This is a genomic window from Mariniluteicoccus flavus, from assembly GCF_054776655.1.
This window is the reverse complement of sequence record NZ_BAAHBN010000003.1, coordinates 196318-213516: the sequence shown is the minus strand read 5'-3', so window position 1 is coordinate 213516 and position 17199 is coordinate 196318. Positions and strand designations below refer to the sequence as shown.

The 17199-nt window shown below is 71.2% G+C and carries 20 protein-coding genes; 8 read left to right on the top strand and 12 right to left on the bottom strand.

Features of this window, described 5'->3' with window-relative positions; all coding sequences use genetic code 11:
- Positions 1-14 precede the first annotated feature (14 nt).
- Positions 15-1751 (bottom strand): acyl-CoA mutase large subunit family protein, encoded by a 1737-nt coding sequence (locus ACYVAG_RS07190; RefSeq protein WP_460768345.1) that lies wholly within the window; start codon positions 1749-1751, stop codon positions 15-17.
- 216 nt (positions 1752-1967) lie between these two features.
- Here ACYVAG_RS07190 and ACYVAG_RS07185 point away from each other — a divergent pair, with 216 nt between their 5' ends.
- Entirely contained in the window at positions 1968-3299 is a 1332-nt protein-coding gene (locus ACYVAG_RS07185) for a cytidylyltransferase domain-containing protein (protein WP_460768343.1), read from the top strand.
- On the opposite strand, the gene ACYVAG_RS07180 is transcribed toward ACYVAG_RS07185, so the two are convergent.
- The 6 genes from ACYVAG_RS07180 to ACYVAG_RS07155 all read right to left on the bottom strand — a co-directional run bounded on the left by ACYVAG_RS07180 (position 3187) and on the right by ACYVAG_RS07155 (position 7812).
- On the bottom strand, positions 3187-4332 hold the full coding sequence (locus tag ACYVAG_RS07180; RefSeq protein WP_460768342.1) for a DUF6716 putative glycosyltransferase: 1146 nt from the start codon (positions 4330-4332) through the stop codon (positions 3187-3189). The genes ACYVAG_RS07185 and ACYVAG_RS07180 overlap by 113 nt on opposite strands.
- Positions 4329-4832, bottom strand: coding sequence for a MarR family winged helix-turn-helix transcriptional regulator (locus tag ACYVAG_RS07175; protein WP_460768340.1), 504 nt, complete (start codon positions 4830-4832; stop codon positions 4329-4331). The genes ACYVAG_RS07180 and ACYVAG_RS07175 overlap by 4 nt, the downstream gene beginning before the upstream one ends.
- Before the next feature lie 13 nt (positions 4833-4845).
- Entirely contained in the window at positions 4846-5373 is a 528-nt protein-coding gene (locus tag ACYVAG_RS07170) for a PH domain-containing protein (RefSeq protein ID WP_460768338.1), read from the bottom strand.
- 10 nt (positions 5374-5383) lie between these two features.
- A complete protein-coding gene (locus ACYVAG_RS07165) occupies positions 5384-5539 on the bottom strand; it encodes a hypothetical protein (RefSeq protein WP_460768336.1) in 156 nt (51 codons plus the stop codon).
- A 132-nt stretch (positions 5540-5671) separates the two neighbouring features.
- Positions 5672-6625, bottom strand: a complete 954-nt coding sequence (gene meaB, locus ACYVAG_RS07160) for a methylmalonyl Co-A mutase-associated GTPase MeaB (protein WP_460768647.1) — start codon at positions 6623-6625, stop codon at positions 5672-5674.
- A complete protein-coding gene (locus tag ACYVAG_RS07155) occupies positions 6622-7812 on the bottom strand; it encodes an acetyl-CoA C-acetyltransferase (protein ID WP_460768335.1) in 1191 nt (396 codons plus the stop codon). Before ACYVAG_RS07155 ends, meaB begins: the two co-directional genes overlap by 4 nt.
- Positions 7813-7940: 128 nt before the next feature.
- Here ACYVAG_RS07155 and mce point away from each other — a divergent pair, with 128 nt between their 5' ends.
- From mce to ACYVAG_RS07140, 3 genes are all read left to right on the top strand, one after another.
- Positions 7941-8387 (top strand): methylmalonyl-CoA epimerase, encoded by a 447-nt coding sequence (mce, locus tag ACYVAG_RS07150; protein ID WP_460768333.1) that lies wholly within the window; start codon positions 7941-7943, stop codon positions 8385-8387.
- 114 nt (positions 8388-8501) lie between these two features.
- Positions 8502-9803: a DivIVA domain-containing protein gene (locus ACYVAG_RS07145; protein WP_460768331.1), complete on the top strand. Its 1302-nt coding sequence runs from the start codon at positions 8502-8504 to the stop codon at positions 9801-9803.
- Positions 9804-9997: 194 nt separating this feature from the next.
- The gene (locus ACYVAG_RS07140) at positions 9998-11032 is read left to right on the top strand and encodes an AI-2E family transporter (RefSeq protein ID WP_460768329.1); all 1035 of its coding nucleotides are present in this window, start codon (positions 9998-10000) and stop codon (positions 11030-11032) included.
- A gap of 36 nt (positions 11033-11068) precedes the next feature.
- Here ACYVAG_RS07140 and nucS read toward each other — a convergent pair whose 3' ends face one another.
- Both nucS and ACYVAG_RS07130 read right to left on the bottom strand, forming a co-directional pair.
- Positions 11069-11794, bottom strand: coding sequence for an endonuclease NucS (nucS, locus tag ACYVAG_RS07135; RefSeq protein WP_460768327.1), 726 nt, complete (start codon positions 11792-11794; stop codon positions 11069-11071).
- A gap of 22 nt (positions 11795-11816) precedes the next feature.
- Positions 11817-12296, bottom strand: coding sequence for a DUF4190 domain-containing protein (locus ACYVAG_RS07130; protein ID WP_460768325.1), 480 nt, complete (start codon positions 12294-12296; stop codon positions 11817-11819).
- A gap of 59 nt (positions 12297-12355) precedes the next feature.
- Here ACYVAG_RS07130 and ACYVAG_RS07125 point away from each other — a divergent pair, with 59 nt between their 5' ends.
- From ACYVAG_RS07125 to ACYVAG_RS07115, 3 genes are read left to right on the top strand one after another with little or no spacing between them, the layout of a single operon-like run.
- Positions 12356-13582, top strand: coding sequence for a 3-hydroxyacyl-CoA dehydrogenase (locus ACYVAG_RS07125; protein ID WP_460768323.1), 1227 nt, complete (start codon positions 12356-12358; stop codon positions 13580-13582).
- The gene (locus tag ACYVAG_RS07120; protein ID WP_460768321.1) at positions 13582-13860 is read left to right on the top strand and encodes a hypothetical protein; all 279 of its coding nucleotides are present in this window, start codon (positions 13582-13584) and stop codon (positions 13858-13860) included. The genes ACYVAG_RS07125 and ACYVAG_RS07120 overlap by 1 nt, the downstream gene beginning before the upstream one ends.
- Positions 13861-13899: 39 nt before the next feature.
- Positions 13900-14694 (top strand): alpha/beta fold hydrolase, encoded by a 795-nt coding sequence (locus tag ACYVAG_RS07115; protein ID WP_460768319.1) that lies wholly within the window; start codon positions 13900-13902, stop codon positions 14692-14694.
- A 43-nt stretch (positions 14695-14737) separates the two neighbouring features.
- Here ACYVAG_RS07115 and ACYVAG_RS07110 read toward each other — a convergent pair whose 3' ends face one another.
- On the bottom strand, positions 14738-15403 hold the full coding sequence (locus tag ACYVAG_RS07110) for a peptidylprolyl isomerase (RefSeq protein WP_460768317.1): 666 nt from the start codon (positions 15401-15403) through the stop codon (positions 14738-14740).
- Positions 15404-15468: 65 nt separating this feature from the next.
- Between ACYVAG_RS07110 and ACYVAG_RS07105 the strand changes: the two genes are divergently transcribed.
- The gene (locus ACYVAG_RS07105; RefSeq protein WP_460768316.1) at positions 15469-16104 is read left to right on the top strand and encodes a cob(I)yrinic acid a,c-diamide adenosyltransferase; all 636 of its coding nucleotides are present in this window, start codon (positions 15469-15471) and stop codon (positions 16102-16104) included.
- Positions 16105-16120: 16 nt separating this feature from the next.
- Here the strand turns inward: ACYVAG_RS07105 and ACYVAG_RS07100 are convergent, their stop codons facing one another.
- Both ACYVAG_RS07100 and ACYVAG_RS07095 read right to left on the bottom strand, forming a co-directional pair.
- On the bottom strand, positions 16121-16507 hold the full coding sequence (locus ACYVAG_RS07100; RefSeq protein ID WP_460768314.1) for a cupin domain-containing protein: 387 nt from the start codon (positions 16505-16507) through the stop codon (positions 16121-16123).
- Between the two features lie 52 nt (positions 16508-16559).
- Entirely contained in the window at positions 16560-17018 is a 459-nt protein-coding gene (locus ACYVAG_RS07095; RefSeq protein ID WP_460768312.1) for a DUF2550 domain-containing protein, read from the bottom strand.
- Positions 17019-17199: the final 181 nt, after the last annotated feature.

Below are 17199 nucleotides of genomic sequence, written 5' to 3'. Positions count from 1 at the left end.
TAGCGGGAGGTGTCTCAGAAGCGCGCCGGCTCGGTGTATTCGCCCCACTCGGCGCGCAGCGCGTTGCAGATCTCGCCCAGCGTGGCCTCGGCGCGGACCGCGTCGAGCATCGGCTCGATCATGTTCGCGTCGGTGCGGGACACCTCGACCATGCGCTGCAGGGCCGCGTCGACGCGGGCCTGGTCACGGCCCGACTTCCGGCCAGCGAGGGCGCGTACCTGCTCGGTCTCGACCTCGTGGCTGACCCGCAGGATCTCGAGCTCACCCGTCACCGTGTCGGTCAGGCAGTTCACGCCGACGATGCGTTTGTCGCCCTTCTCCAGCATGGTCTGGTGAATGAACGCGCTGTCGGCGATCTCGGCGCAGAACCAGCCCTCCTCGATGCCGCGCAGCAGGCCGGACGTCATCGGGCCGATCTCGTGGTCGCCGTTCGGGCGGGCCTGCTCCCCCATCTCGCGGATCTGGGCGAAGATCTTCTCCGCCTCGGCCTCGAGGCGATCGGTGAGGGCCTCGACATACCAGGAGCCGCCGAGCGGGTCGGCGACGTTGGTGATGCCGGTCTCCTCCATGAGCACCTGCTGCGTACGCAGGGCGATCTCGGCGCTCTCCTCGGTCGGCAGCGCCAGGGTCTCGTCGAGCGCGTTGGTGTGCAGCGAGTTGGTTCCGCCGAGGACAGCGCTGAGGGCCTCGACGGCCGTGCGTACGACGTTGTTGTAGGGCTGCTGGGCCGTCAGTGAGACCCCGGCGGTCTGCGTGTGGAACCGCAGCCACTGGGCCTTGGCGCTCTTCGCGCCGTAGGTGTCGCGCATCCAGCGCGCCCAGATGCGACGGGCGGCGCGGAACTTCGCGATCTCCTCGAAGAAATCGATGTGGGCGTCGAAGAAGAAGCTGAGCCCGGGAGCGAACACGTCGACGTCGAGGCCGCGCGACAGGCCGAGCTCGACATAGCCGAAGCCGTCGGCGAGCGTGAACGCGAGCTCCTGCGCGGCCGTCGCCCCGGCCTCGCGGATGTGGTAGCCCGACACCGACAGCGGCTTGTAGTTCGGGATGGTCGACGACGTGTATTCCATCAGGTCGCCGATGAGCCGCAGGTGGGGCTCGGGCGCGAACAGCCACTCCTTCTGGGCGATGTATTCCTTGAAGATGTCGGTCTGCAGCGTGCCGTTGAGTTTCGTGATGTCGGCACCCTGGCGCTCGGCGGCGACCAGGTACATGCAGAAGACGGGCACCGCGGGGCCGGAGATCGTCATCGACGTGGTGGTCTTCTCGAGGTCGATGCCGCCGAACAGCGTCTCCATGTCGGCGGCCGAGTCGATCGCGACGCCGCAGTGGCCGACCTCACCGAGCGCGCGCTCGTCGTCGGAGTCGCGGCCCATCAGCGTCGGCATGTCGAAGGCGACCGAGAGGCCGCCGCCGCCCGAGCGCAGGATCATCTTGTAGCGCGCGTTGGTCTGCTCGGCGTTGCCGAAGCCCGCGAACTGGCGGATCGTCCACTGGCGGCCGCGGTAGCCCGTCGGATAGAGGCCACGGGTGAAGGGATATTCACCCGGCCAGCCGATGCGCTCCATGCGGGGGTCGGCCGACTCGTCGGCGGGGCCGTAGACCGGGTCGACCTCGACGCCCGAGAGCGTCGTGAAGTCGGCGTCGCGCACCTGGCCCTTCGTCACGGCCGACTGCCATGCGGCCTGCCACCGGTCGAAGCCGGCTGACTTCGTCGCCGGATCGGTGGACGTGGTCGGGTTCTCGGTCATCCTCGGCTCCTTCGACGGGTGGAACCCACGGTACGCGGTCCCCACGCCCCGAAATACTAGGGCACCCTAGTAGTTGGGCGAAAGGGGCGAGCCGGGGCGCCGCGGGTCGTCGCGCAGGGCCGGGGGGTCAGGTGACATCGGCCGGGGCGAGCCTGTCCCCCGCGTACGCCGGTCGGTGAGACAATCGCCGCACCCGACCGAGGAGGACTCGACCCCGTGACCGACCAGCCCCACACCGTGGCCATCATCCCCGCCCGCGGCGGGTCGCAGGGCGTGCCCGGCAAGAACCTCCGGCTGATCGGCGGCATCCCGCTCGTGGCGCGCGCGGTGCGCGCGTGCCGGGCCACCCGCGGCATCGACGACATCTTCGTGTCGACCGACGACGAGGCGATCGCCGAGGCGGCGCGCAACGCCGGGGCGGACGTGATCTGGCGGCCCGCCGACCTCTCGGGCCACACCGCATCGTCGGAATCCGCACTCCTGCACGGATTGGACGAGATCGCCGACCGCGGCATCGACGCGCGCGTGCTGGTGTTCGTGCAGTGCACGAGCCCGTTCATCCGGGGCGAGGACATCGACGAGGCCATCGGGAAGATCCAGGACGGCGAGGCCGACTCGGTGTTCTCCGGCGTAGAGACCTATGAGTTCCTGTGGCGCGACGCCGACGAGTCGACCGACCCCGGAACCGGGAGCGTCGTGGGGCAGAACCACGACGCCGGCTTCCGGCCGCGTCGCCAGGACCGTCGACCGGACTTCCGTGAGACCGGCGCGTTCTATGTGATGCGGGTCGACGGCTTCCGCCAGGCCCAGCACCGGTTCTTCGGCCGCACCGCCGTGGTGCGCGTCTCGGAACTCGCCTCGCTCGAGATCGACACCGCCGAGGAGCTCGCGCTGGCCGACGCGTTCGCCGGCGTGCTCGACCGCGGCCCCGCCGACGACCCCGCGCGCCCCCAGCCGATCGACGTGGACGCGGTCATCACCGACTTCGACGGGGTCCACACGGCCGACACGGCCTATGTGGACGAGAACGGTCGCGAGATGGTGCGGGTGTCGCGCTCGGACGGCATGGGCGTCTCGTTCCTGCGCAAGGCCGACATCCCGTTCCTCATCCTGTCGCGCGAGCGCAACCCCGTGGTGTCGGCGCGCGCGGCCAAGATGGGTGTCGAGGTGCTGCAGGCGGTCGACGACAAGCGCACCGCGATCCTTGCCTGGCTGGAATCGCGCGGCATCGACCCCGCCCGGGCGGCCTATGTCGGCAACGACGTGAACGACCTCGGCCCAATGAGTGTCGTGGGGTGGCCGATCGCGGTGCCCGACTCCCATCCGGCGGTGCTCGGGGTCGCGCGCGCAGTGTTGACCCACCCCGGCGGACGCGGCGCGGTCCGCGAGGTGTGCGAGCGGGTGCTCGCGGCGCGCCCCGAGAGCGCGCACGCGGTCAGCGACCTGGCCGGAGCCGACGGGCTGCGCTGGTCGCGGTCGACTGCCAGCCTCGCGGGACCAGACGGGCCAGGCGACGAGCCCGGGCGATCGGGCCACCCGACGGCCTGAACGCGATCGTCGGCAGCGTGGATCGCTGCGCCACCAGCGATTCCAGCCGCTCGCGCCAGTCATCGGCGGCGGGGTCGTGGAAATAGTTGGCGTCGAGCCAGGCGGGGTCCGGAGTGCGGAAGCGCGCCCCGGCCAGGTCATCGAGATCGCCGATCAGCCCCGACCCCTCGAAGACCAGGTTGATCGTCGCCGCGTCCACGCCGAAGTCACCGAGCACGAGGCTCGGCACACCGGCCGCGATCGCCTCGATCGCCGCGGTGGACGACACCGTCACGAATCCGTGCGCCCGCGCGAGCGCGTCGCGCATGGCGCCCGCGCGGAACTCGATCTCGCGGCTATGGGGCCGGGCGGCCCAGAGGCCGGCGTATGGGTGGTCCTCGTTGTGGGCCTGGCGCTCCCCCGCCAGCGCGCGCACCTTCACCACCGGGTTGAACTCCGATGGGAGGGATTCCAACGCCGCAAGGACACGCCGGCGATCGACGAGATCGACGGGCACCAGCGCCTGAGCGGCGAACACCACGTCGCGCCCGCCCGCGGACGGCGCGATCCGTTGCAGGTAAGGGAGGGTGGCCAGCCCGATCGCGGGTCCCGCTCCCCCGCGGGCGGCGACGACCGCGGCGTACGCGGCCACCTCGCGGCGCGAGTGGAGCACGAAGAGGTCGCAGTCGCGGCGGTGATGGACCGCCAGATCGTTCGCGGGGAAGGAGATCCCGGGCAGCCCTGTCGCAAGGACGGGGCGATGGGCCAGCGCGCCGGTCTCGTGGAGCACCTCCATGACCGCCTCGATCGCGGGACCGGTCGCCGACAGCAGGACGACGTCCGGCCTCTCGCGGCGGAGGAACCGCGCGAGCCCGAGGGCGGTGCGCCGCTCGATCGGCCAGCCCCCGCGTACGGCCTCGACCTGGGCGTCCGACGGCTCGAGCACGTTGGTGACCACGGTGTGGCGTACGCGCCAGGACGCGGGGACGTCCTCCAGCAGCGACGCGGCCCACTTCAGGTAGGAGTCGGAGTCACAGACGCTGACGATCCTCACGCGAAATCGCCCGCCTCTCGACGCACGCCGGTCAGCGTCTGCGTCAGCCGCTCGCACTCGTCGAGCGTCAGCGCGCCGAGCCCGAACTCGGCGTCGGTCAGCGCCGTCGTGGCGTCGGCGAGCACCCGCTTTCCCTTGTCCGTCAAGGATGCGAGCACCGCACGACCGTCCTCGGGGTGGGGTCGGCGCTCGATCAGCCCGGCCGCCGCCAGACGATTCACCAGCGGCGTGACCGATGTCGCGTGCACCTGCAGCCGCTCGCCGATGCGCCCCAGCGGCAGCGACCCGCGGCGCGAGAACGACAGCAGCACCAGCACCTCGTAGCGCGCGAACGTCAGCCCGAACGGCTTCAGCAGCTCGTCGAGCTGGGCCTGCAGTAACTGCTGCACGCGCATGACCGAGGTGATCGCGCGCATGCGCTCGACCTCGCCGAAGCGCTCCGCCCACTGGGCGCTCGCCTGCTCGATGGGGTCGAACGGGAGCGGCGCACGCCCGCTCACCTGTCCCCCGCCATCACATCTCACCCGCGAAGCTCTTGCGGGCGCCGGAGCGCTGGATGACCCGCTGGATCGTGAGGTCGCGCTCCTCGGGGCGGGGCACGTAGCGGATGTCGCGCAACCCCTGGTCCTGGGCCGCAGACTCGAAGACGAAGTGGCCATAGCCCAGCAGCCGCCCGATGAAGGGCTTGTCGACCGCGATGTCGAGGATCCGCGTCAGCGGCATGGTGGCCATGTGTTGGGAGAACACCCCATGGACGCGGAACACCCGCATGTTCGTGACCACGAAGCGATCCATGTGTTCGCTGTGGATGCGCCACAGGCACCAGGTGAACAGGACGAGCCCCAGCACGCAGGGCACGAACCACAGGCCCCCCGCGTACGCCATCGCCACGAACAGGGCCATGGCGCCGAACAGGCCGAGCACGGGCAGCGTGAGGGCGATCCAGTGGCGGCGCACCTCGTCGATGATGATCTCGCCCTCGTCGCTGATCAGCAGCCGCGTGACCTGGGGGTCGAGGAACTTGGCGAACGGGTTGCCCATGGCGGGCCGATCAGCGGGCCAGGGTCTCGAAGAAGCGGACGAGGCCTCCGAGCGCGTCGAAGAAGCCCTTCACGGCGTTGGCGGCGTCCTCGGGGCGGGTCACCAGATAGAACAGGGCGAAACCCACCACGAGGAACCAGAAGATCTTCTTGATCCAGTCCTTCATCGAACGAACCCTTCGTCAGGCCTGCGGGTGCGGGAAGTGCGCAGTGCTTGCGAGCCTTGTCTACCGTACGCGGGCCCGCCCACACCCACGGCGCGCCGAACCGCGCCCGATCGGGCGCGACGACCGGGCGGATCAGATCTCGGCCAGCAGCCGGTCGGCCGCGGTGAACGGGTCCAGCTCGCCGTCGCGGACGGCCGCCGCCAGGGAATCCAGACCCTGGCGCCCCTCGGCGAGGAACCGACGCCGCACCTGCGCCAGCGCGAGGGCCTCGACCTCGGCCGAGGCGCGCGCGAGACGGCGGTCGGCCCACGCCGTGCCCGCCTGCCCGTGTTCGCGGTGGCGATCGATCTCGGAGACCAACTCGTCGATGCCCTCCTCCTTCGAGGCGACGGTGCGCACGATCGGTGGCTTCCACGCGTCGGGCCCGCGGCTGTCGAGGGCCACCATGTTCCGCAGGTCGCGGATCAGGCTCTGGGCACCGTCGCGGTCGGCCTTGTTGACGACGAAGATGTCGCCGATCTCGAGGATGCCGGCCTTCGCGGCCTGGATCCCGTCGCCCATGCCAGGCGCCAGCAACACCAGCGTGGTGTCGGCGGTCGAGGCGATCTCGACCTCCGACTGGCCCACACCGACCGTCTCGACGAGGACGACGTCGAACCCGGCGGCGTCGAACACGCGCAATGCCTGCGGGGCCGCGGTCGACAGACCACCGAGGTGTCCACGCGAGGCCATCGACCTGATGTAGACCCCGTCATCGGTCGAGTGCTTCTGCATGCGTACGCGGTCGCCGAGCACGGCTCCGCCCGAGAACGGCGAGCTGGGGTCGACCGCGAGCACGCCGACCTTCAGCTCCCTGGCCCGCAGGGCCGAGACCAGCGCGGTGGTCGAGGTCGACTTGCCGACCCCCGGCGACCCGGTCAGGCCGACGACGTGGGCGTGCCCGGTGAACGGTGCGAGCCGCGCCATGAGGTCGCGCAGGTCGGAGGACTGGTTCTCGACCTTGCTGATCAGCTTCGCGATCGCCCGGGGCCTGCCGGCGCGGGCCGACTCGAGCAGGTCGTCGAGGGAGGGGGTCGCCACCGTCAGCCGGCCACCTTCAGGATCAGGGCGTCACCCTGTCCGCCACCGCCGCACAGGGCGGCGACGCCGGTGCCGCCGCCGCGGCGCTTGAGCTCGAGGGCGAGATGGAGCGCCAGTCGCGCGCCCGACGCGCCGATCGGGTGGCCGAGCGCGATCGCTCCCCCGTTGACGTTCACCTTGGCGTCGGCATCCTCCTCGGACAGGCCGAGCGAGCGCGCCGAGGCCACACCCACGGCGGCGAAGGCCTCGTTGATCTCGATCAGGTCGAGGTCGGCGACGTCGATGCCCTCGATCTCACACGCCTTGCGGATCGCGTTGGCGGGCTGGAGCTGGAGCGACGAGTCGGGTCCGGCCACCATGCCGCTCGCGCCGATCTCCGCCAGCACGTCGCAGCCGAGCTCCTCGGCGGTCTCGCGGCTCATGACGACCACCGCGGCGGCGCCGTCGGAGATCTGGGAGGCCGAGCCCGCCGTGATCGTGCCGTCCTTCGAGAACGCGGGGCGCAGCTTCGCGAGGCCCTCGACGGTCGTGTCGGGGCGTACGCCCTCGTCGGCGCTGACGACCAGGTCGTCGCCCTTGCGCTGGGGGATGCGTACGGCGACGATCTCCTCGGCGAACACGTCGGCGGCCGCGGCGGCGCGCTGGTGGGACCGCGCCGAGAAGGCGTCCTGGTCCTCACGGCTGACGGCCTCGGCGTCGACGTTGTGGGCCTCGGTGAGCGGGCCCATGCCCTGGTCGGTGATGGAGTCGTAGAGCCCGTCGACGTCCATGTGGTCCTTCAGGGCCACGTCGCCGAACTTGAACCCCGAGCGCGACTTCGGAAGCAGGTGGGGCGCGTTCGTCATGGACTCCTGGCCGCCGGCCACCACGACCTTGCAGACCCCGGCGCGGATCAGCTGGTCGGCCAGCGCGATCGCGTTGAGGCCCGACAGGCAGACCTTGTTGATCGTGAGGGCGGGCACGTCCTTGCTGATGCCACCGGCGATGGCGGCCTGGCGCGCGGGGATCTGGCCGGCGCCCGCCTGCAACACCTGGCCCATGATCACGTAGTCGACGCGATCGGCCGGCACACCGGAGCGCTCGAGCGCGCCTGCGATGGCGATGCCGCCCAGCTCGGCGCCGCTCAGGTCCTTGAGGCCGCCGAGCAGGCGACCGATGGGCGTACGCGCGCCCCCCACGATGACAGAACCCATTGCCGTGACCTTCCTCCGCGTCGAATCCGGGCCGCTGGCGGGCCCATGGTCACCCTAGTCCGCGCGCGACGGGCGCGCGGCCAGACCCCTTAAACCCGCGTACACCGCGCAGTGACAGAGTTGGGGCCATGGACAACACCGAAAGTCTCTTCGTCTGCATCGACCACGTGGGCCTCGCGGTCCCCGACCTCGAAGCCGCCATCAAGCACCACACCGAGGTGAACGGGTGGCGCGTGCTGCACCGCGAGACCAACGAGGAACAGGGCGTCGAGGAAGCCATGCTCGGCACCGGCGACCAGCTTCCCGAGAGCGCTCAGATCCAGCTGCTCGCGCCCCTCAACGAGACCTCGACGATCGCGAAGTTCATCGGCAAGAACGGCCCCGGCATCCAGCAGATGGCCTACCGGGTGCGCGACATGGACGCCGTGTGCGCCACGCTGCGCGAGCGCGGCATGCGCCTGCTCTATGACGAGCCCAGGATCGGCACCGGCGGATCCCGGATCAACTTCGTCCATCCCAAGGACGCCGGCGGCTTCCTGCTCGAACTCGTCGAGCCGGCCGCCACCGCTCACTGAATCACCGCGCACCGGCGGGGCGTCACCGCCCCGTCGGCAGGTGCCGGCGGGTACGCTTCACCCCGTGGCGCGCGTCTCGGGCGAGCGCACCCGCAACAAGATCCAGGAGGAGCGGTGTCCCACGAGTCAGGGCTGAGCCTGTTCGACGAGACCGCCAGCGCGGCCGGCAACTTCCCCGGTGCCCTGCGTGGCTACGACCGCAACGCGGTCGACGACTACGTGCTGGGCCTGGAGTCCCGTCTGGCCCAGGCCCGCGACGAATGCCGCCGGCTCGAGGCACAGGTCGCCGAACTCGCCAACCGCCCCGAGCCCCGCCCCGAGGACCACGACTTCGACCATCTCGGGGGCCACGCCACCGAGATCCTGCGCATAGCGCAGGTCCAGGCACGCGAACTGACCGAGCGCGCCAAGGCCGAGGCCGCCCGCATCCATGAGGAGGCCCGTCGCCAGGGCGAGGCGGCCCGGGAGCAGGCCGAGAGCGAGGCCGAGGACGTACGCATGGCGTCGGTCGGCGAGCTCCGCGAACTCCGCGGCAACCTCGAACGGCGCGGAGCCGAGCAGCTCCAGCACGCCCGGAGCGAGGGCGAGCGCCTGGTGGCCGCCGCCCAGCGCCACGCCGAGCAGGTTCAGCACGAGGCGCAGCGCAAGGCGTCGGCCATGCTCGAGGCCGCGCGCCTCGAGGCCGCCTCGGTGCGACAGGCCGCCGAGCGTGAGGCGGCCCAGCTCCGCGCCACCTCGGCGACCGAGCGCGAGCAGCTGCTCGCGAAGCTGGCGACCGAGCACGACGAGGCCGCAGGCCGGAGCGCCCAGCTCCTCGCCGAGGCCACCCGCAACCACGAGGAGACCCAGCGGCTCGTCGCGGGTGAGGTCGAGTCGGTGACCCGCCTGCGCAGCGAGACCGCCGCCGAGGTCGAACGCACCAAGATCCAGGCCGCCCGCGAGGCGGAGATGGTGCTGGCCAACGCCACCAAGCGTGCCGGCGAGGTCGTGCGGAAGGCCGATGAACGCGCCGCGTGGCGCGCCGAGGAACTGAAGCGCGAAAACGAGATGCTGATGCAGCGCAAGCAGGCCATCATGGCCCAGCTCGCATCGCTCTCGGCCATGGCGACCCAGACAGCGGCCGACTTCCCCGACCTCCGGCCCCTGCCCGAGCCCTCGGTGCAGCCGCCCACTCCCGACAACGCCCCGCAGGACCACGCGCCCGCGGACCGTACGCCGGCGCCAGCCGGCCCGTCGTCCCCCAGCGAGGGTGAGACGACCCAGCTCCGTCCGCCGCAGGGCCCGCGTCCGTCGCCGCAGCCCCGTCCCAAGCCCCAGCCCCAGCCCCAGGCGCGGCCGCAACAGCAGCCCGCCCCACACCAGCCTCCAGCCCAGCGCCCCCCGATCCAGCCGCCCGGGACGACCGAGCGTCGATGACCCAGGACGAGCCCACGGAACCGATCGGGACCGTCAGTCCGACCCCGCCCGCAGAGACCCGGCGCGGCCGCGGGCGCCGCGTACTGTCGTCGCTGAAACGCCGGGCGCTCAAGGCGGTCGCACCCCCGCCGGCCCCCGAACCAGTGGCCACGACGCCACCGCCGCCGCCCGTGGAGCCGGCGGACAAGGCTGGCGTGCTGACACGCATGAACCCGTTCGCGATCGGCTTCTTCGGCACCCTCGGGGCCATGGTGGCCTGGGGCCTGACGCTCATGCTGGGTCAGCTCCAGTCGATCCTCATCATCATCCTGGTCTCGCTGTTCCTGGCGCTCGGCCTCAACCCGCTGGTCGAGGCCGTGGTGCGGCGCGGCCTGCGCCGCGGACTCGCCGTCCTGCTGGTCGCGCTGTCGATCCTGGGGCTGCTGGTCCTCGCGGGCTGGGCCGTGGTGCCGGTCTTCACCGAGCAGATCACCACGCTGATCGGCAACGCCCCGAACTACCTCGAGGGGCTGCGCCGCAACGAGCAGATCGCCGAGCTCGACCGCCGCTTCCAGATCATCGAGAAGGCGACGGCCTACCTCAACGGCGGGACCATGCTCGACCAGATCTTCGGCGGTCTCGTGGGCGCGGGCAAGCTGGTCGCCAACGTCCTGTTCTCCACGGTCGTCGGCCTGGTGCTGACCATCTATTTCCTCGCGTCGCTGCCGTCGATCAAGGACACCATCTATCGCCTGGCGCCCGCGTCGCGCCGGCCGCGCGTGCGCTACCTCGCCGACGAGATGTTCCGCCGCATCGGCGGCTATCTCAGCGGGATGTTCTTCGTCGTCACCCTCGCCGGCACGTGTTCGTTCGTGTTCCTGATGCTGGCCGGCATGGCCAAGTACGCCCTGGCCCTCGCCGTGCTCGTGGCGATGTGCGCGTTCATCCCGCTGGTCGGCCAGAACATCGCCATGCTCCTCGTCGCGATCGTTGCGTTCTCCACGCTGGGGCCCTGGTACGGCCTGGCCATGATCATCTATTTCCAGATCTACCAGCAGTTCGACGCCTACTATGTCCAGCCCCGCGTCATGCGGCGCTCGGTCGACGTGCCGGGCCCCGTCGTCATCGTCTCGGCGCTGGCGGGCGGCCTGCTGCTCGGCATCGTGGGCGCCATCATCGCGATTCCCACCGCGGCGATCGTGCTGCTGCTCTATCGCGAGGTGTTGATCCCCAAGCTCGACCGGAGCTGACCCCGCGTACGCCGATCAGACCCGCGCGTACGCCGATCAGAACAGGCGGTCCTCCGCGTCGTCCATGCCGCGCAGCGCGTCGTAGTCGACCGTGAGGCAGTCGATGCCGCGGTCGGTCGCCAGCACCCGCGCCTGCGGCTTGATCTGCTGGGCGGCGAAGACCCCGCGTACGTCACCCAGCAGGGGGTCGCGGCGCATCAGGTCGAGATAGCGCGTCAGCTGTTCCACGCCGTCGATCTCGCCGCGGCGCTTGACCTCGACCGCGACGTACGCGCCCCCGGCGTCGCGGCACAGGAGGTCGACGGGCCCGATGGCCGTCATGTGTTCGCGGCGCACGACGGTCCAGCCGGGGCCGAAGGTCTCGGGATTGTCGGCGAGCAGTTCCTGGAGGTGGGCCTCGACCCCGTCCTTCTGCAGCCCGGGATCGACGCCGAGCTCGTGGTGGGAGTCGTGGAGCAGCTCGAAGATCGAGATCTGGAGGGTGTCACCGTCCTTGCCGCGAACCTCCCAGACCTCGGTGACCTCGGCGTCGAGGGCGGACGGCACGGCGGCCTCGTCCTGGGCGCCGCCGACGACCTGGGGCTCCCGCACCGTGAGGGTGCACGGCGGGCTCATCCAGTTCAGGGGCTTGTAGGCGCGGTCGTCGGCATGGATCGACACCGAGCCGTCGGCCTTCACCAGAATGAGCCGGGTGGCCGGGGGCAGGTGGGCCGTCAGGCGTCCGGCGTAGTCGACCTGACAGCGAGCAATGACCAGACGCACCCGAGGAGACTAGCCGATGGCCTCAGCTGCTGCTCACCGCGACCGCGACGACCACGAGGACGACATAGACCAGCAGCAGGAGGGTCCAGCCGATCGTGGCGAGGATGCCGAGGATCCAGCCGATGGTGACCTCGGAGCCGTCGGCCCACCGTCCGGGCTGGGCCCTCATCTGGCTGCGCGCCTGGTGACCCATGACCCAGGCCACCGGGGCCACGATCGGGAAGGCCACGAAGCCGACGATGCCCAGCACGAGCACCATGACCGCGTTGGGGTGCTTCGGCATCATCGGCACGCCGAACTGGCCCGCGTACGGCGGGTGGTGCTGGGGGTAGGGCTGCGGACCGGGCCCCGGAGTGGCGGGCCCGCGGGCGATGTTCCCCTGCGCGTCGACGTAGCCGACCGGCTCGTCGTTGGCCGCCTGCTGGGGGCCGGGGCCGTAGGAGGGCTGCGGGGACGCGTACGGATCGTGGTGGTCGGGGCGCGACCAGGGGGATGTGCTCACCCGGCCAGCCTACGTCCATCGCGGTGCCGGCCCGGCCCCGTCTGGCTAGACTTGGGCGCGTGACCACGCCCAGCACCCCCACCAGCACCCCGATCAACGTCGCCGTCATCGGCCTCGGCACGATGGGGGCCGGCATCGCCGAGGTCTTCGCGAAGGCCGGCCACACCGTACGCGGCATCGAATACAACGACTCGGCGCTCGAGCGCGGCCGCGGCATCATCGAGAAGTCCACCCAGCGCGCCCTGTCCAAGGGCAAGCTCAGTGAGGCCGACCGCGACGCCCTGCTCGGCCGGCTGCAGCTGTCGACGAGCCGCGAGGACGTCGCCGACTGCCAGCTGATCATCGAGGCGGTCAACGAGAACCTCGACCTGAAGACGTCGATCTTCACCGACCTCGACCGGATCGCCGCGCCGGGGGCGATCCTCGCGACCAACACGTCGTCGCTGTCGATCACCGCCATCGCCGCCGTCGTCGCCGACCCGGGCCGCGTCGTCGGCGTCCACTTCTTCAATCCGGCGCCGGTGCAGACGCTGGTCGAGGTCATCCGCACCATCCACACCCGCGAGCAGGTCGTCTCGGAGCTCACCGGACTACTGGCCGGCCTCGGCAAGTCGCCGGTGGTCTGCGGCGACCGCGCCGGGTTCATCGTCAACGCGCTGCTGGTGCCCTACCTGGGCTCGGCCATCAAGCTGTACGCCGACGGGTTCGCGTCGCGCGAGGAGCTCGACGCCGCGATGGTCGAGAAGGCCGGCTATCCGATGGGCCCGTTGACGCTGCTCGACCTGGTGGGCCACGACGTGACGCTGGCCGTGCTCGAGCGCATGTATGACGAGACCAAGGACCGGCTCAACGCGCCCGCTCCCCTGCTGACCCAGATGGTCACCGCCGGCATGCTGGGCCGCAAGTCGGGCCGCGGGTTCTACGAGTACGGCCCGGACGGCGTCACCGAGTGGGCCGGGCCCGCGCGTACGCCCCGGCGCTCGCGCGCCGACGAGTTGCCCGACCGCCTCGTCGCGGAATATCTGAACCAGGCGATCCGGATGGTCGAGACGGGGTACGCGTCGGTCGACGACGTGGACACCGGCATGGCCGAGGGGTGCCGCATGCCGAAGCCGTTCGAGGTGCTGGCCGAGCTGGGGCCGAAGCACGTGCTGGAGGTGCAGCGGCGCACGTTCGACGAGACCGCCGAGCCCGGCCACCGCCCGGCCCGGCTCCTCGAGGAGCTCGCGGCGGCCGACGACGGCGCCGCCGCCGTGGCCGAGCTGCGGGCGGCGACGCGGGCCTGATGCCGACCGGCCGCCGCCCCAGCAAGCACGCCCGTCCCCACAGGGAGCTGGGCGGCTATCACCCGATCGCGGTCACCAAGCGCGACGGGGGCTGGCTGGTGCGCGGCATCCCCGTGGGTCGTTCGGAGAAGGCGTACCGGTGTCCCGGATGCGACCAGTTGGTGCCCGTGGGCGCGGCCCACGTCGTGGTCTGGCCCCGCGAGGGGTCGTGGTTGTCGGCCAGCGGGCTCGACGAGCGGCGGCACTGGCACCGGGCGTGCTGGGAACGCCGGCCGTGACCGCCTGAGGCTGCCAGAGATGGCGTGACGAGGAGAGACATGGAGCTGCACACCACCCGCATCGGCGACGAGGGCACGACTGTGGCGTTCTGCCACGGTGTCTTCGGCCAGGGGAAGAACTGGACGTCGGTCGCGAAGGCGCTGAACGACGGGACGGGCGCCCCCCACCGGTCGATCCTGCTCGACATGCCGAACCACGGGCGCTCACCGTGGACGTCCGCGACGTCCTATCCCGCGATGGCCGACGTCGTGGCGGCCGATCTCGCACCGGAGGGACCGCTGGCGCTGGTGGGCCACTCGATGGGCGGCAAGATCGCCATGCACGTGGCACTCCGCCACCCCGAGTTGGTCGAACGGCTGTGCATCGTCGACGTCGCGCCCGTGATCTATCCCGGCCTGCGGTCATTCCACCGCTATGTCGAGGCCATGACCTCGCTCGACCTGGCCAACCTGTCGGGGCGGGCCGAGGCAGACGCCCACCTGACCGACGGTGTCCCCGACCCAGTGGTGCGCTCGTTCCTCATGCAGAACCTGCGTCGCGACCAGCACGCCCAGGCGGGCGAGCAGTGGCGCTGGCAGATGAACCTCGACGTCATCGCGGCCAACCTGGACACGCTGGGTGGCTGGGAGGCGCCCCAGGAGCCGGCGTACGAGGGTCCGGTGTTGTGGATCGCCGGTGCCGACTCCGACTATGTGCGACCGGAGCATGCCGACGCGATGCGGGCCCTGTTCCGCCGCGTGCGCCTCGTGACGGTCAAGAACGCGGGCCACTGGGTCCACTCGGAGCAGCCGCAGGTGTTCACCGCGGCGCTGCGGCACTTCGTGGACGCCTGACTCCTCGACTCGCTTCGCTCGCTCGGAGAACGTGAGGCGACACCTAGCCGGTGACCTTCGCCGTCGCGATCTTCGCGTCGCCGTTGGGCTTGCCGGAGCCGTCGGGGTTGGAGCCGTCCTGCCCCTCGGCCGCGATGCGCGCGACGACACCGAGCGAGGCCTCGTCCAGTTGACCGAACGCCGTGTATTTCGGCGGCAGCGGCGAATCCTTGTAGACGAAGAAGAACTGCGAGCCGTTCGTGTTGGCCCCGGCGTTGGCCATCGCCACCGTGCCGGCTGGATATTTCTCGCTTCCCTTCAACTCGTCGGCAAAGCGATAGCCGGGGCCCCCGCGCCCGGTGCCGGTCGGGTCGCCGCACTGCAGCACGAAGATTCCGGAGTCGACCAGGCGGTGGCACGCGGTGTCGTCGAAATAGCCCTGTTTGACCAGCGACTCGAACGAGTGGGCGGTGCAGGGTGTGGCGCTGCGATCCATGGTGAACGTCACCGGACCCTGACCGAGGTTCATCGTGAGCTTCACCTGCCCGGACGTCTTGACCTCGGTGGGCGACGGCGGGTCGACGGGCTTCGCCGGATCGCCCGACGGCGGGTAGGAGCACTTCACCGCCTTGCTGGTGGCCGAGCCCGGCTGGGCGGTGCCATCGGCCGAGCAGGCTGCCGTGGGGAGGATCAGCAGGGCGCCGGCGAGGGCGATCGGGAGTACGCGCACCCGCCCAGCATAGGGCCCCTCGGCCCGCTCCCCGACTCGGCGCGCGGCCGGGGTAGCCTTCGCGCATGGTCGTCCTCAATCGCATCTACACCCGCACCGGCGACGCCGGCGAGACCCGCCTGTCGGACATGTCGCAGGCCCGCAAGACCGACCCGCGCGTGCAGGCGTACGGCGATGTGGACGAGACCAACTCGGCGATCGGAGTCGCCCTGGCGACCGGGCTGCCCGAGCCGATCGCGGCCGCCCTCGCCATCGTCCAGAACGAGCTGTTCGACGTCGGGGCCGACCTGTCGAACCCGCTGACGGCCAACCCCAAGTACGCGCCGCTGCGCGCCGTGGACGCGTCGGTGGAGCGCCTCGAGGCGTGGTGCGACGAGTTCTCCGAGGGCCTGCCGACACTGCGCTCGTTCATCCTGCCGGGCGGCTCGCCCGCGGGGGCGTACCTGCACATGGCGCGGACGATCTGCCGCCGCGCCGAGCGGTCGGCGTGGGCGGCGGTGGAGGCGTACGGGACCGAGGAGGCCGGCGAGGACGCAGAGCAGCCCGGCGGGGTGAACATGGTCGCGGTGCGCTATCTCAACCGGCTGTCGGACCTGCTCTTCGTGCTGACGCGCGCGGTGAACGGGGCCGAGGGCGAGGTGCTGTGGGTGCCGGGCACCGACCGCGAGGCGCCGGCCAAGCGCCACGACGACCAGCGCTGAGGCTCTGGAGCGCGCCTCAGGCGTCCGGAAGCCGGGTGGTCGCGGTGTCCTCGCCCAGCCGCGCATCGGGGTCGAGCATGGTCAGCATCATCGACGCGTCCGTCGTGGCGCGCACGGCGTGGCGTACGCGCGCCGGCACGTGGACGACCGAACCGGGCGCCAGGGCCGCGGTGCGGCCACCGCAGGTGAAATCGACCTCGCCGCGCAGCGGCTGGACGAGGATCGGGAAGGCCGCGGAGTGCTCGCGCAGTTCCTGACCGACGCGGAACGCGAACATCACCACGCGGCAGCCGTCGCCGACCAGCACGCGCTGGACCGAGGGCCGCTCCCCCTCCGGGAGGTCCAGGCGGTCGGGGAGGTCGAGCAGCTCGACCATCGTGGACGCGGGATCGGGGGCGGTCATGCGGGCATCGTCGCACGGTGGCGTACGCGGGGTCCGCGAGGGGTCAACGGTCTCAGGAGCGGAAGCGGCCCACGCTGGGCGGGGCGGCCTCGAGCCACGACAGCAGACCCGTGACCGAGCCGGCATCCATCGCCAGCTCCCACTCCTCCGGATCGCCGAAATCCTGGATCGTGCGGAGTTCGACGATGCGCTGGCCCTGATACAGCAGAACCGCCTCGGCATCGCGCGGATCGCGCGTGTCGATGGCGGCTGTCGCGGTGCGACGCAGGCGTACGCGTGGCCGGAACCCGAGCGAGAAGGCGGGGAACCACTCGAGGTGTTCGCCGTTGTAGCGGGCCACCCCGAGGCTCCACCCGGCGCCCGGGATGGCCTTGTTGAGACGTAGGCTGCACTCGAACATGCCGCCCTGCCGGGAGAGCCACCGGCGGCGGGCGAAGAGGGCGATCACCGGGATGAGGACGAGCAGCACCAGCGCCAGGCCCACAAGCTCGACCGCACCCGCCCAATCCATGGACGAAACCTACCGAGCGCTGCGGTGATCAGACGAATCGGGGGGCCGAGATGTGAGAGAGGTCACCCGGCTTCGACTCGCTGCGGCTCCTCGACTCGCTGGCGCTCGCTCGGAGAACGTACAACCCGTGTCTCGCTGCGGCTCCTCGACTCGCTGGCGCTCGCTCGGAGAACGTACAACC